Genomic DNA, 12,087 nt, shown 5'->3' on the forward strand with positions numbered 1-12,087 from the left:
TGTTAGCTTCTGAATAACGATGCAATAAACACGAGCGGCGCGAAAAGCTAACAGCTCAAAAGCCTACTTGCCAATCTGCCGCAAAAACTCCGACCGCAGCTGGGCATCTTCCTGAAAGCGGCCGCCGTACTCGCTAGTGAGCGTCGAGCTGCTGGTGTCGTTCACACCACGGCTCATCACGCAGAGGTGGTCGGCCTCGATGAGCACGGCCACGTCGGGGGTACCTAGGCTGTGGCGCAGGTGCTCGGCCACCTGGCGCGTGAGGCGCTCCTGCACCTGCGGCCGGCGGGCGTAGTACTGCACCACGCGGTTGAGCTTGCTGAGGCCCACCACGTGCTTGCCCGGCAGGTAGGCCACGTGCGCCTTGCCGATGATGGGCACGAAGTGGTGCTCGCAACACGAAAACACCGTGATGTCGCGCTCTACCAGCAGCTGCTGGTACTCATAGCGGTTCTCAAACAGGCGCACCTCGGGCCGGTGCTCGGGGTTGAGGCCCTTAAACCACTCCTGCACGTACATTTTGGCTACCCGGCGCGGGGTGCCGGCCAGGCTGTCGTCGGTGAGGTCGAGGCCAAGCTCGTCCATTATAGCCCGGAAGTGGCCGGCAATAGCTTCTATTTTTTCCTCATCGGGCCGCGCAAACGCGTCGGGGCGCAGGGGCGTGCGCAGGCCGGGTGGCAGGTGGTCATCGGGACCAAGGCCGGTGGGGTGCTCGGGGTGGGCCGGCGGGTTAGTCTCCTCCATCATAGTCTACAAAATTACGGTCCGTCTCGTAGAGCGTGACCGCGAGCTTTAGGGTGGCGGGCAGCGCGGGGCGCAGCCGGCGCCAGATAACAACCGCGATATTCTCGGCCGTTGGGTTCAGGTTTTTAAAGTCCGCCACGTCCAGGTTCAGGTTGCGGTGGTCGAAGTGGTCGAGCACTTCGCGCTTCACGAGCGTACCTAGGGCCTTGAGGTCGAAGACGTAGCCCGTTTCGGGGTCGGTGGGGCCGGTGAGGCGCACTATCAGGTTATAGTTGTGGCCGTGGTAGTTAGGGTTGTTGCACTTGCCAAATACTTGCTGGTTGCGAGCCTCGTCCCAGGCGGGGTTGTGCAGGCGGTGGGCCGCGTTGAGATGCTCGGTGCGGCAAATGGTGAGCTCAGGCATAGACGGTTTAAACTAGGGCAACGGATTTTTGTTCGGCGGGCCGAGCCAGGGCGCCGGGCGCAGTGAATAGTATTTAAATAATAAAAAATCGGACTCGTAAAAAAAATTATAGATTTCTTGGTTTTGCACAGATTATAACGCTTAAATTTGACCACTCGAAAGAATTAGCGAGTACTCTACCTTCGTTTTATCACATTTTCTATTTTAATCATTTTAATCGTTATGAACCGAAAAATACTGTTGGTGCTCCTACTGGTACTGGCCGGCCTGCGCGCATCAGCCCAGCGTTCGCCAGTCGATGAAGCCGATATGTCTATCAACAACATTCCGCGCAAAGGCCAGCGCGTAAGCATGCAGCTTGACAACAAGCGGGTCGAAACGTCGTGGGTAAAGCAGCTGACCGAGCAATTTCCGGGGAAGGTAAAAAACAACAAAGGCATAGTGACGATGGATGGCGTGGTCATCCCCGAAATTTCGGCTACCCCGGTGCGCGTTATTAGCCGCGTTGATGCGCTGCCCACCGGCACCGGCGTGTGGTGGAGTATCGACCTCGGCAACGCCTACCTAGGCCGCGAATCGACCCCCAGCCAGTGGAAAGCCGCCGAGAAATACCTCAAGGATTTTGCCCGCTCGATGTACCGCGAAGACCTGATGGCCCAAATCGCTGACGCTGAAAAGGCGCTGGTGAACTCGCAGAACAACAACATGTCGGTTATCGAGAAGTCCAACACCATCAAAAAGGACATCGAGAAGAACAAGGTGCGCAAGGTCGAGATTCAGCAGCAGCTGGCGGCCAACGCGGCCGAATTGCAGCAGTACAACAACATGATTGACACGAACTTGAAGGAGCAGGAAGCCGCCCGCGCCGACATCGTGAACATGCGCGTGGCCCTAGAGGCCGTGAAAGAGCGCATGACGAAGATTGAATAACCTCATAAAATTTACCTTCCGTTTAACTACCAGTAGCTAACATTATTTTACGGTTGATTATCAGGCAGCTGCCGCCCTATTCCGGGGTGGCAGCTGTTGTTTTGGGGGGTGGCCGTAGCCAACCCCAAGGCGGGGCTTTGCGTTTGGGCAAGGCAATACTCCCTCCCCAATTCTCCCCGACCCCATGGAAAAGAAAGAAGTGCAGCACCAGGTTCACCTGGAAAGCGCCGTTAAGTTGCTCACTGGCGACCTGCAAGAAGAGGCCGGCAAAGCAGGCATCGACAACCAGCTGCAGCGCTGGATTGAAGACCTGAAAACCGCCCACAACGCCGAGTTTCACAAGCTGGTAACCGACCTGCAAGCCCTGAAAGCGCTGCTGAACAGCGGCACCTACGACGGCGACCAAACGGGCCGCCTGCTGCACAGCCTAGGTGCTGAAACCGCCCGCGTAGCCTCGTTTGCCGAGGGTAATACCCGCCCGCACGTGGAGAAGCTGAGCGCGGCCCTGGTGGCCGCTGCCAGCCAGCTGCAAGGCAGTAGCACAACGCCCGAGCAAGACCTGAAAAACGCTAAAAATAGCTAGTTTAGGTTGACTGATAGTTTTTTATGGCAGGCACCCGCGAGTAATCGCGGGTGCCTGCTTTAGTTTGATGCCGAGCGGCCAGACTGGCCGGGCACGTGGTAATGTTTCTTGCTACTATGAAGATATTCGTGTTTACGGCCCTCGGCGAAGCGGCGCGTGCTTACCTACGGCAGCAGCTACCCGCCGGGGCGGAGCTGATGTTCAACGCCGACCTGCCCGCCGACCAGGCGCGGGCGGCGCTCCAATCGGCCGAAATCCTGCTGGGCAACCCGCCGCCCGCCTGGCTCACGGAGAGCCCACTGCCGGCGCTAAAATTTTGGCAGATAGACTCGGCAGGTTTTGACCGCTACAAGGGCGTGCGGCTAGCGGTGCCAGTGGCCAACATGGGCGACTTCTTTGCCTGGGGCTGCGCCGAAACGATGGTGGCGGGCCTGCTGGCTCTCTACCGCCGCCTGCCCGAACTGGTACTGTTGCAGGCCAAGCAGCAGTGGGTGGGGGCAGAGGTGCGCGGCCGCCAGGGCCTGCTGCGCGGCAAGCGCGTGGTGATACTTGGCGCGGGCACCATTGGGCAGGCCGTGCGCGAGCAGCTCAGCGGCTTTGGCTGCGCGGTGCAGCTGCTGGCCCGCCGCGACCCGCAGGCGCAGCTGCACTCCAAGGAAGAGTTGGCCGCCGCCCTGCCCGAAACCGACGTGGTAATAAATTGCCTGCCCGGCAGCGCCGACCAGTTTTTCTCGGCTGAGCTGGTGGCGGCCATGCGCCCCGGCAGCATCTACGCCAGCGTGGGCCGCGGCAACACCACCGACGAGCCTGCCCTGCTGGCGGCGCTGCAGGCCGGCCGCCTAGGTGGGGCCGTGCTCGACGTGACGGCTACCGAGCCCATCCCACCTGGCCACTCGCTCTGGACGCTGCCCAACGTGCTGCTAACCCAGCACACCGGTGGCGGCCAGCCCCGCGAAGCGGAAGGCAAAATCGACCAGCTTGTGCGCAATTTGGCGCGCCTAGGTGCCGGCCAGCCACTGGAAAACCCAGTGGCGCTGGAGGCTGGGTATTAGCGCTGTAGCGCAGAGCGCTGCAGGAGTATCCTCGCTGCAACGTGAAGCGGCGCCTGGCGCTACCGCTACTTCTTCGGCGCTGCTGGCTGCTGCGCCAGCAGCGCAGCTGCTTCCTCATCAGTCAGCACTACGGCGCCCGTATCACCGTCGGGGAAGATGAGGCGGGTGGCGGCGTGGCGCAGCTCCTCCACGCGGGCCAGCGTATCGGCCACGGTGGGGTTGGCTTCGAGCTTGGCTAGCAAGCCGCTGGTGCGGGCCGCCTGAAAGAGCTTTTCGAGCACAAACGGCAGCACCCAGCCGACCACGTTGCTCATAAACACGCCGCGCAGGCCTAGGCGCAGCAGCAGGCTCGCCGTCATGCGCTCGAGCAGCAGTACCCGCGCGGCGGGCAACGCTTTATCGGCCAGGAAGTCAACGACTAGCCGGGCGTGGCCGTTCTGAATCTCGGCCCGCAGCACGTCCTGCACCGCGTCGAGCGTGCGCTGCACAAGCTGGCGAAACAGCCGGCCGGTTTGGCCGGCGCGCTGGCCTGCCTGCCGCGCCGCTCGCGCCACCTGGCCTGGTAGCCCCGCCGGAAATGGAAAGTAGTTCATGACGAAAAAAAGCGCCGTGGTTGGCCAGGGTAAGGTAGCGCCCCCTAGGGCCGCTGCTAGCTATACGGCGCGCACAAAATTTAGGCAATCGGCCGCCGGCCGCGCAGCAAGTGGCTGGTAGGAGGCCATAAAGCTGAACTATGCTGAGAAGAACTAGGTTATTATCTGTAGTTCGCCCAAAGCCCGAGCCAACATCTTTGCTATATCTGCGTTACGCGCTTTATTCTGCCGGTAACTTTTGCCGTTTTTCTGCCCATGTCTGATTTGCTACTCGACGTTAACCTACAGCAAGTGCCTGATGACTACCTGGCTGGTGCCTGGCGGGTGGCTCACCGGGTGCTGAACCGGGCCGACCCAGCCAGTGCCCTGGCCCAGGCTACCAATCTGCTGCTGGGTGGCCAAGCACTTGAGCTGCAGGCTCCTGCTCAAAATGAAACCGGCAGCTGGGCTGTGCTGCGCGATGAGCTGCTCAACCGCCCCTACCTGAGCCTGACCTTGCCCACCGAGGACCTGCGCGCCCTCGTTACGCGCCTGCGCCGCACTACCGACGGTGCGCGTAGCCAGCTCAACCTCTATTTCAGTTCGGGGCTCGAAATGCAGCTCGACCGCCCCTAATTTTCTCCAACCGCTTTCCCAGTTCGTATGGCCGTGGACGCCTCTACCGCTAGCCCCAACTCGCCTTCGCTAGTTGAAAATGAGTTTCAGTTTTTGGCTGACTTTATTCCGCAGCTCGTTTGGATAACTGACCCGGCGGGCGACCACATCTATTTTAACAAGCGCTGGGTCGATTACACGGGCTACACGCTGGCCGACAGTGTAGGCCCCGACATGTGGAATAACCTGCTGCACCCCGACGACCGTGCCCGCGCCCGCCAAGTATGGGGGCACTCGCTGGCTTCCGGCGACAACTACGAGATTGAGTACCGCTTCAAGGATAAAGAAGGCGGCTACCGGTGGTTTCTGGGCCAGGCCAGCCCTCGGCGCGATGAAGCGGATGCTATCGTGACGTGGTTTGGCACCTGCACCGACATCCACGACCAGAAGCTAGCCAGCGAGGCCCTGGCCGAGCGCGAGTCGGAGTTCACAACCTTGGCCGACAACGTAGCCCAGCTTTCTTGGATGGCCCGGCCCGACGGCCATATCTACTGGTACAACAAGCGCTGGTACGATTTTACCGGCTCTTCGCCCGAAGAAATGGCGGGCTGGGGCTGGGAGAAAGTGCAGCACCCCGACCACGTTGGCGAAGTGGTTGGTCACGTGAAAGATGCCTGGGAAAAAGGCGAGCCCTGGGAGCTGACGCTGCCGCTAAAGCGCCACGATGGTGAGTACCGCTGGTTTCTGACCCGCGCCGTGCCCGTATACGACGAGCAAGGCCAGCTTGTGCGCTGGCTGGGTACTAACACCGACGTGACCAAGATGCGCGAGCTGCAAGAGCAGCTGCAAAATTCCTACGACGACCTGGAGGCCAAAGTGACTTTCCGTAACCTGGAGCTGGAGCACGAAGTCAAAAATCTCCGCAAGCAGCTGGGCAAGTAGACGTAGCACGAACGTTGTAATTTGCGTTTGCCTGAGTGACTATTAATCAACGCGAGCTGCAAAATGCGCGCCACCGGCGGGGCCGGCTACCTAGGTAGCCGGCCCCGCTTTTTTAGCGTTTAAGCCGGTATGAACGCAATAATCATTCAAAAGCCCGGTGGCCCCGAGGTGCTGCACCCGCAAGAAACCCCGCGCCCCACACCCGGTGCCGGCCAGGTGCTGGTGCGCGTGCACGCCGCCGGTGTCAACCGCCCCGATGTGCTCATGCGCCAGGGCAAATACGCTGGCAGCGGTGACGTAACCGGCCTAGTGCCGGGCCTCGAAATCGCGGGCATCATCGAAGAATGCGGCCCCGACGCCGCCCGCTGGCAGCCCGGCGATGCGGTGTGCGCTCTGCTCGCGGCCGGTGGCTACGCCGACTACGCCGTGGTGGACGCCCGCCACTGCCTGCCCGTGCCCGCCGGCCTAAGCATGGTGGAGGCCGCCGCGCTGCCCGAAACTGTGTTTACGGTGTGGCACAACGTGTTTGAGCGTGGCCATTTGCAGCCCGGCGAAACCTTGCTGGTGCACGGCGGCAGCAGCGGCATCGGCACCACGGCCATTCAGCTGGCGCACGCCCTAGGTAGCCGCGTGGCCGCCACGGCCGGCGACGCGGCCAAGTGCCAGGCCTGCCGCGACCTGGGCGCCGAATGGGCTATTAATTACAAAACCGACGACTTTGAACAGGTGCTGAAAGAAGTCGGCATCGACGTGATTCTGGACATGATAGGCGGCGACTATATCCCCAAAAACCTGCGCCTGCTGCGCGAAGATGGCCGCCTGGTTTTCATCAACGCTATGCAGGGCGCCAAGGCCGAGTTCGACGCCATGCAGGTGATGAGCCGCCGCCTCACCATTACGGGTAGTACGCTGCGCCCCCGCTCCGCCGACTTCAAGGCTGCCCTGGCTGCGGAGATTGAAAAGCACGTGTGGCCGCTTATCGCGGCCGGTAAATTCCGCCCCATCATCGACCGCACCTTCTCGCTGGCGGAGGCCGCCGCCGCCCACCAGCGCATGGAAAGCAGCGCCCACATCGGCAAAATCGTGCTGGAAGTAGCCTAGGCAGCTGTAGCGCGAAACTCCGCTGTGCGTTTCGTTAGATTAGCATTGCGCGGCTCGTCTAATGGAACGCACAGCGGAGCTTCGCGCTACTTCCGTCGGGCTTTCTTTTCTTGCGGAGAGGGGCTGGGGCCGCTACAAAAACTTGCGCAGCTCGGCCGTCAGTTCGGCGGCCGTGAGCGGGTGCTCAAACGTAGCCCGTTTCTTGGCCTGATTATTATAAATCAAGGTGAACGGAATCGAGCCTGACCACTGCCCGTCTACCTTTTGCAGCCAGCTGTTTAGGTCGGGTTCGTCGAGGAGTATTACCTCTGACTTCAGGCCGTGCTTTTGCACGAAGGGCTTCACCTTTTTGTCGAGCAGCGCCGCATAATCGAGGCTCACGAGCAGGAACTTCACTTTTTGGCCGGCCTGCGCGGCGCGCACTTTCTCAAAGCCAGCCATCTCCTGCACGCAGGGTCCGCACCAGGTAGCCCAGAAGTTGACCACGTAAGTCGTGTCGCCGGGGCGGGCCAGCCGCTGCTGCAACGCCGGAAACTTGAGCACCGCTACGCGTTGCGCCAGGCTGGGCGTGGCCAGCAAGAGCCCGACGCCGAGCAGCAAAAAAGAGAACCTAGACATGAGTAGTCAACAAAATGATAACCTAGCCAGACAGACAACCAGGCCCGCCCGGAAGTTGCGCCCGGCAGCCGGCCGTACCTTTGCGACGAGTCGCAACTTTCGCCTTTCGGACGCAGTTTTCAGGTTATGAACAAGACGTATTGCCCCAGCCTCACCGAGTATAAGCGCCGCGTGGCGCGGGTCGTGAACATCGGCGGCGTGCCGATGGGCGGCGACTACCCCATCCGGGTGCAGAGCATGACCACCGTGGACACGATGGACACCCTAGGCTCGGTGGAGCAGACGCTGCGGATGGTGGCGGCTGGCTGCGAATACGTCCGCATCACGGCGCCCAGCACCAAGGAAGCCCAGAACCTACTGGAAATCAAGAAGCAGCTGCGGGCGCGCGGCTGCAACGTGCCGCTCATCGCCGACATCCACTTCACGCCCAACGCCGCTGAGTTGGCCGCCCGCATCGTGGAAAAAGTGCGCGTGAACCCCGGCAACTACGCCGATAAAAAGAAGTTCGAGGAAATCAATTACACCGACGCCAGCTACGCGGCCGAGGTCGAGCGCATCCGCGAGCGGTTTCGGCCGCTGGTCAAAATCTGCAAGCAGTACGGCACCGCCATGCGGATTGGCACCAACCACGGCTCGCTATCGGATAGAATATTAAGCCGTTATGGTGATACGCCGCTCGGCATGGTGGAGTCGGCGCTGGAGTTTTTGCGCCTTTGCGAAGAAGAAAACTACTACGACGTGGTGCTGAGCATGAAGGCCAGCAACACGCAAGTGATGGTGCAGGCCTACCGCCTGCTGGTGCAAAAGCTCGACGAGGAAGGCCTGCAGCCCTACCCCCTGCACCTGGGCGTGACCGAGGCCGGCGAGGCTGAGGACGGCCGCATCAAATCGGCCGTGGGCATCGGCACGCTGCTCGAAGACGGTCTGGGCGACACCGTGCGCGTGAGCCTCACCGAAGCCCCCGAGGCCGAAGCCCCGGTGGCCCGCATGCTCATCGACCGCTACACGAGCCGCGCCGCGCTGGCCCAGCCCATAAAGCCGTTGGAAGGGGAGGAGCCCATCAATCCGTTCCAGTACCACCGCCGCCACACCCACGAAGTAGCCAACTTTGGCGGCCTGAACGTGCCCCGCGTGGTGGCCGACCTGTCGCGCCTGCCGCAGCTGGAATACGCCGACCTGCGCGCCGCCGGGCATCTGTATTCGCCCTTCCTCGACAAGTTTCAGATGTCGGACCTAGGGTCCGATTACATCTATACCGGCGAGCGGCCCGTGCCCTTCATGCTGCCCAACGGCCTGAAGGAAATCGTGAACTACCCCGCCTGGGTCGATGGCGGCCGCCGCCCCGAGCAATACCCGCTGATGACGGCCGACCGCTACATGGCCGACCGCCTGCCAGCCGCTAACCACCCGCAGCTCAATTTCCTGCTGCTGACCCTCGATGCGCTCGATGCCCGCCTGCTCGACCGCCTGCGCCACGACCCCACCGTAGTGCTGGTGCTGCACAGCCTCAATGCGCACGCCATGCCCGAAATGCGCCGCGCCTTCTTTGAACTGATAAACCACGGCATCACCTGCCCGGTACTGCTCGACCACGACTACCCCGCCCAATCGGCTGAGCAAACCCAGCTCGACGCGGCTACCGACCTCGGTGGCCTGCTCATCGATGGCCTCGGTGATGGCATCGTGCTCGGCACCAGCCGCCTGCCCGCGGACTACCCCCAGGCGCAGTGGCTCGACACCATCGACGGCCTCAACCAGCTGAGCTTCGGCATCTTGCAGGCCGCCCGCACCCGCATGAGCAAGACCGAGTACATCAGCTGCCCCAGCTGCGGCCGCACGCTCTTCGACTTGCAGGAAACCACCGCCATGATTCGTAAGCGCACTGACCACCTCAAGGGCATCAAAATCGGCATCATGGGCTGCATCGTGAACGGCCCCGGCGAAATGGCCGACGCCGACTACGGCTACGTGGGCGTGGGCAAAGGCAAAATCGCCCTCTACCGCGGCCAGGACGTCATCAAGAAAGCCGTGCCCGAAGCCCTCGCCGTAGACGAGCTAATCGAGCTCATGCGCGAGGACGGAAAATGGATTGAGAAGGAAGTAGTTGAGCCGGTGGGGGTGTAGGTATGCTGGACTTTTATACCATCCGTGACGACCAAGCCGCTTCTGCCCGAGGCCTTCAGTTGCATCTAATCGGCGGTATCGAAGAGGAGGAATTTGAAGCAGCCGTAGCTGCTGGCGTTATCGAGCCGCACCTAGATTATTACGGTAATTTCCGGTGGTCGAGCAAATTGGTAAATCGCAAGCTTACCTTACTAGAAAAGCTGAATAACAAGCAGTTTGAGAAAACTGTCTCAATATTGGAGCAAGCTAAAGCTGCTGAAAGTGGCTTAATCACTCGGGGCGATTAGCTGCTTACACTTTCGGAATCCCAAGTTGCTTGCAAATCTCCTTGCACTACTACTTGTCAATATTACCGTGGCGGGGCACGCTGGTACGCTTGCCGGTTAGCTCATTTTTGTAGATATCGTGGCGGCTGCCGTGCCGATGCAGCGGGCAATTATGCGCCTCTAGGTGCTTGGTAAACTTGCCGCGTTTCATAGACGCTAGGCGAATTCTACTTCCTCGCGGGCAATAATAGCGTCGTCATCTTCGCGCATATCTTCTAGGTAAAGCGCTAACGCATCCTGAATATTCTCTTTCACTTCTTCCACGGTTTTGCCCTGGGTGAGCACACCGGGAATCTCTTTCAACTGCCCGATTAGCTGGGTTTTGCCTTGGCGAATAAGAAGGGTAAGTTTCATAAAAATGGAAGTTATCTACGATAGGCTAAGGTAACAGCAAACCGCTGCTGCTTGTGCCACGCAGCAATTTCAACTACCTACACTTCTCCTTGCGGCGCGTGTCGATGATGTGCGCGATTTTCCAGCCCTCGGACAGCTTCACCAGTTGAAACGAATCGTAGCCGCAGTGGCTGAATTTGCTGCCCAGGTAGAACTCATACGGCGCCCACACGCTGGCTAGGTTGGCGTCGATGAGGACGCGCTCGAACTGCACGCGCTCGTCCCAGACGTCGGGGTGGGGCGTGCCCACCGCTTTGAGGAAGCCGTTGATACTCTCGGTTTGCAGGGCAGGCGGCTGGCCGGGCTGGCCGCCGATGCCGTGAAACACGGCGCCCGGTGCCAGCGTGCGGCGCACCAGGGTGCTATCGCCCCGGCGCATCCCGTCGAAAAACGAGGTAATAGTTTGCTTTACAGCTTCAGTTTCGGGGCCGGTTTTTTGGGCGAAGGTGGGGCGAATGCTGGCGGCCAGCATAAGTAGGAGCAGGGAAGCGCGGGGATGCATGAGCTGAAAAGAAAGTGACCTAGGGGCCGCAAGTTGCGCCCGAAAGCTGGATAAAAAGCTGAATAAGCGGTGGCGTAGCTTTGCCGCCCATGACCCCAACCGCTACCCCCGCGCTGGCCCACCAACTGGCCGCCACTGGCTACGCCACGCTACCGGCGCTCTACCCCGCCGCGGAGGTAGCGGCGCTGCTCGCCTGCCTCGATGCCGCGCCCGCCGCCGGTCCCAATTTCCGGCGTAGCCAGGACGTGTTTGCCATCCGCAATTTGCTGGGCGAGGTGCCCGCGCTGTGGCCGCTGCTCGACACACCGGCCTTGCGCGGGCTGCTGGGCGAGCTATTTCCCGCGGGCTGCCACCTCACCAAAGGTATTTATTTCGACAAGTCCGCTGGGTCCAACTGGTTGGTGGCCTGGCACCAGGACCTGATGATAAACGTGGACCGCTGCGCCGCCGACCTGCCCGGTTCCGGCCCCTGGACTGCTAAGGCCGGCTGGGTGGCCGTGCAGCCCCCGCCCGAAGTGCTCGCAAGTACCGTCACCATCCGCCTGCACCTCGACGACTGCGACGCCACCAACGGCGCCCTCAAAGTAGTGCCCGGCTCGCACCTGGGCGGCGTGGTGCCGCCCGAAATAATTGCTGCCCACACCGCCACGGCCACCGTGTGCGTCGTGCCCGCCGGCGGGGCCATGCTCATGAAGCCGCTGCTGTTGCATGCCTCCAACCGCAGCAGCAGCGACCGGCCGCGCCGGGTTATTCACCTCGAGTTTTCGGATGTAGAGCTGCCGGAAGGCCTAGTGTGGTGCGAGCGGCGGGAAGTGTTGTAGTTTGGACTCTGCGAGTCCGAGCGCGAGCGCAGCTCGCATCAGCGTAAGCGAACGCCTGCAAGCGTGGATGCGGGCTGCCCCGCGCTCGGACTACAAAGTCCAAGCTACTGCTGAATATTCAGGTTTTGGCGCAATCATTCTGCCGCCCCAGGTGTTAATTTGGTGGCACTAGCCTACACTATTATGAACGGTAAAGACCTTTTTAACTTCGGCCCAGCCTTTGGTTATTTCTTCCGCAAAGCTGACCCGAATCGCAAGGATAATTTCAACCTGCGCACCATGCACTTCATCAATAAGCTGAGCATGACGATGTTTCTGGTCGGCCTAGGGGTGCTGCTGTACCGCTGGTTTATCCGCTAAG

17 protein-coding genes are annotated in these 12,087 nt (G+C 61.0%); 10 read left to right on the top strand and 7 right to left on the bottom strand.

The genetic code is table 11. From position 1 onward, the window contains the following. Positions 1–63 precede the first annotated feature (63 nt). Complete coding sequence (gene folE / locus ACFSDX_RS08695) at positions 64–747, bottom strand: GTP cyclohydrolase I FolE (protein WP_382312935.1); 684 nt, start codon at positions 745–747, stop codon at positions 64–66. Further along, positions 731–1,147, bottom strand: coding sequence for a 6-pyruvoyl trahydropterin synthase family protein (locus ACFSDX_RS08700; RefSeq protein ID WP_382312936.1), 417 nt, complete (start codon positions 1,145–1,147; stop codon positions 731–733). Before ACFSDX_RS08700 ends, folE begins: the two co-directional genes overlap by 17 nt. Positions 1,148–1,369: 222 nt before the next feature. Between ACFSDX_RS08700 and ACFSDX_RS08705 the strand changes: the two genes are divergently transcribed. The 3 genes from ACFSDX_RS08705 (at position 1,370) to ACFSDX_RS08715 (ending at position 3,712) form a co-directional block, all read left to right on the top strand. Next, a complete protein-coding gene (locus tag ACFSDX_RS08705; RefSeq protein WP_382312937.1) occupies positions 1,370–2,077 on the top strand; it encodes a hypothetical protein in 708 nt (235 codons plus the stop codon). A gap of 184 nt (positions 2,078–2,261) precedes the next feature. Beyond that, positions 2,262–2,660: a hypothetical protein gene (locus ACFSDX_RS08710; RefSeq protein ID WP_382312938.1), complete on the top strand. Its 399-nt coding sequence runs from the start codon at positions 2,262–2,264 to the stop codon at positions 2,658–2,660. Between the two features lie 116 nt (positions 2,661–2,776). Beyond that, on the top strand, positions 2,777–3,712 hold the full coding sequence (locus tag ACFSDX_RS08715) for a D-2-hydroxyacid dehydrogenase (protein WP_382312939.1): 936 nt from the start codon (positions 2,777–2,779) through the stop codon (positions 3,710–3,712). Positions 3,713–3,777: 65 nt separating this feature from the next. On the opposite strand, the gene ACFSDX_RS08720 is transcribed toward ACFSDX_RS08715, so the two are convergent. Continuing rightward, positions 3,778–4,305 (bottom strand): hypothetical protein, encoded by a 528-nt coding sequence (locus tag ACFSDX_RS08720; RefSeq protein ID WP_382312941.1) that lies wholly within the window; start codon positions 4,303–4,305, stop codon positions 3,778–3,780. 255 nt (positions 4,306–4,560) lie between these two features. Between ACFSDX_RS08720 and ACFSDX_RS08725 the strand changes: the two genes are divergently transcribed. The 3 genes from ACFSDX_RS08725 to ACFSDX_RS08735 all read left to right on the top strand — a co-directional run bounded on the left by ACFSDX_RS08725 (position 4,561) and on the right by ACFSDX_RS08735 (position 6,942). Further along, positions 4,561–4,920, top strand: a complete 360-nt coding sequence (locus tag ACFSDX_RS08725; RefSeq protein ID WP_382312943.1) for a hypothetical protein — start codon at positions 4,561–4,563, stop codon at positions 4,918–4,920. A gap of 27 nt (positions 4,921–4,947) precedes the next feature. Further along, positions 4,948–5,841, top strand: coding sequence for a PAS domain-containing protein (locus ACFSDX_RS08730; RefSeq protein WP_382312944.1), 894 nt, complete (start codon positions 4,948–4,950; stop codon positions 5,839–5,841). Positions 5,842–5,970: 129 nt separating this feature from the next. Further along, positions 5,971–6,942 (top strand): NAD(P)H-quinone oxidoreductase, encoded by a 972-nt coding sequence (locus ACFSDX_RS08735; RefSeq protein WP_382312945.1) that lies wholly within the window; start codon positions 5,971–5,973, stop codon positions 6,940–6,942. 132 nt (positions 6,943–7,074) lie between these two features. On the opposite strand, the gene ACFSDX_RS08740 is transcribed toward ACFSDX_RS08735, so the two are convergent. Next, the gene (locus ACFSDX_RS08740) at positions 7,075–7,560 is read right to left on the bottom strand and encodes a TlpA family protein disulfide reductase (protein ID WP_382312947.1); all 486 of its coding nucleotides are present in this window, start codon (positions 7,558–7,560) and stop codon (positions 7,075–7,077) included. A 126-nt stretch (positions 7,561–7,686) separates the two neighbouring features. Between ACFSDX_RS08740 and ispG the strand changes: the two genes are divergently transcribed. Together ispG and ACFSDX_RS08750 are read left to right on the top strand one after the other, a co-directional pair. Beyond that, positions 7,687–9,684: a (E)-4-hydroxy-3-methylbut-2-enyl-diphosphate synthase gene (ispG, locus tag ACFSDX_RS08745; RefSeq protein ID WP_382312949.1), complete on the top strand. Its 1,998-nt coding sequence runs from the start codon at positions 7,687–7,689 to the stop codon at positions 9,682–9,684. A gap of 2 nt (positions 9,685–9,686) precedes the next feature. Beyond that, on the top strand, positions 9,687–9,971 hold the full coding sequence (locus ACFSDX_RS08750) for a hypothetical protein (RefSeq protein ID WP_382312951.1): 285 nt from the start codon (positions 9,687–9,689) through the stop codon (positions 9,969–9,971). Positions 9,972–10,020: 49 nt separating this feature from the next. Here ACFSDX_RS08750 and ACFSDX_RS08755 read toward each other — a convergent pair whose 3' ends face one another. From ACFSDX_RS08755 to ACFSDX_RS08765, 3 genes are all read right to left on the bottom strand, one after another. Beyond that, a complete protein-coding gene (locus ACFSDX_RS08755) occupies positions 10,021–10,161 on the bottom strand; it encodes a type II toxin-antitoxin system HicA family toxin (RefSeq protein ID WP_382312952.1) in 141 nt (46 codons plus the stop codon). Between the two features lie 5 nt (positions 10,162–10,166). Further along, complete coding sequence (locus ACFSDX_RS08760; protein ID WP_382312954.1) at positions 10,167–10,364, bottom strand: type II toxin-antitoxin system HicB family antitoxin; 198 nt, start codon at positions 10,362–10,364, stop codon at positions 10,167–10,169. A 73-nt stretch (positions 10,365–10,437) separates the two neighbouring features. Further along, positions 10,438–10,905, bottom strand: a complete 468-nt coding sequence (locus ACFSDX_RS08765; RefSeq protein WP_382312955.1) for a nuclear transport factor 2 family protein — start codon at positions 10,903–10,905, stop codon at positions 10,438–10,440. An 89-nt stretch (positions 10,906–10,994) separates the two neighbouring features. Here ACFSDX_RS08765 and ACFSDX_RS08770 point away from each other — a divergent pair, with 89 nt between their 5' ends. Then, positions 10,995–11,726 carry a phytanoyl-CoA dioxygenase family protein gene (locus ACFSDX_RS08770; RefSeq protein WP_382312956.1) on the top strand — a complete coding sequence of 244 codons (732 nt, stop codon included), beginning with the start codon at positions 10,995–10,997 and terminating at the stop codon, positions 11,724–11,726. 183 nt (positions 11,727–11,909) lie between these two features. Beyond that, positions 11,910–12,086 (top strand): DUF6728 family protein, encoded by a 177-nt coding sequence (locus ACFSDX_RS08775; protein WP_382312957.1) that lies wholly within the window; start codon positions 11,910–11,912, stop codon positions 12,084–12,086. Position 12,087 lies beyond the last annotated feature (1 nt).

Origin of the sequence: Hymenobacter bucti (assembly GCF_042681145.1) — a bacterium.
Classification (GTDB): domain Bacteria; phylum Bacteroidota; class Bacteroidia; order Cytophagales; family Hymenobacteraceae; genus Hymenobacter; species Hymenobacter bucti.

Bases quoted from the DNA above. Each gene is read 5' to 3' on its own strand.
- folE (WP_382312935.1), bottom strand. From the start codon at position 747: ATGATGGAGGAGACTAACCCGCCGGCCCACCCCGAGCACCCCACCGGC.
- ACFSDX_RS08700 (WP_382312936.1), bottom strand. From the start codon at position 1,147: ATGCCTGAGCTCACCATTTGCCGCACCGAGCATCTCAACGCGGCCCAC.
- ACFSDX_RS08705 (WP_382312937.1), top strand. From the start codon at position 1,370: ATGAACCGAAAAATACTGTTGGTGCTCCTACTGGTACTGGCCGGCCTG.
- ACFSDX_RS08710 (WP_382312938.1), top strand. From the start codon at position 2,262: ATGGAAAAGAAAGAAGTGCAGCACCAGGTTCACCTGGAAAGCGCCGTT.
- ACFSDX_RS08715 (WP_382312939.1), top strand. From the start codon at position 2,777: ATGAAGATATTCGTGTTTACGGCCCTCGGCGAAGCGGCGCGTGCTTAC.
- ACFSDX_RS08720 (WP_382312941.1), bottom strand. From the start codon at position 4,305: ATGAACTACTTTCCATTTCCGGCGGGGCTACCAGGCCAGGTGGCGCGA.
- ACFSDX_RS08725 (WP_382312943.1), top strand. From the start codon at position 4,561: ATGTCTGATTTGCTACTCGACGTTAACCTACAGCAAGTGCCTGATGAC.
- ACFSDX_RS08730 (WP_382312944.1), top strand. From the start codon at position 4,948: ATGGCCGTGGACGCCTCTACCGCTAGCCCCAACTCGCCTTCGCTAGTT.
- ACFSDX_RS08735 (WP_382312945.1), top strand. From the start codon at position 5,971: ATGAACGCAATAATCATTCAAAAGCCCGGTGGCCCCGAGGTGCTGCAC.
- ACFSDX_RS08740 (WP_382312947.1), bottom strand. From the start codon at position 7,560: ATGTCTAGGTTCTCTTTTTTGCTGCTCGGCGTCGGGCTCTTGCTGGCC.
- ispG (WP_382312949.1), top strand. From the start codon at position 7,687: ATGAACAAGACGTATTGCCCCAGCCTCACCGAGTATAAGCGCCGCGTG.
- ACFSDX_RS08750 (WP_382312951.1), top strand. From the start codon at position 9,687: ATGCTGGACTTTTATACCATCCGTGACGACCAAGCCGCTTCTGCCCGA.
- ACFSDX_RS08755 (WP_382312952.1), bottom strand. From the start codon at position 10,161: ATGAAACGCGGCAAGTTTACCAAGCACCTAGAGGCGCATAATTGCCCG.
- ACFSDX_RS08760 (WP_382312954.1), bottom strand. From the start codon at position 10,364: ATGAAACTTACCCTTCTTATTCGCCAAGGCAAAACCCAGCTAATCGGG.
- ACFSDX_RS08765 (WP_382312955.1), bottom strand. From the start codon at position 10,905: ATGCATCCCCGCGCTTCCCTGCTCCTACTTATGCTGGCCGCCAGCATT.
- ACFSDX_RS08770 (WP_382312956.1), top strand. From the start codon at position 10,995: ATGACCCCAACCGCTACCCCCGCGCTGGCCCACCAACTGGCCGCCACT.
- ACFSDX_RS08775 (WP_382312957.1), top strand. From the start codon at position 11,910: ATGAACGGTAAAGACCTTTTTAACTTCGGCCCAGCCTTTGGTTATTTC.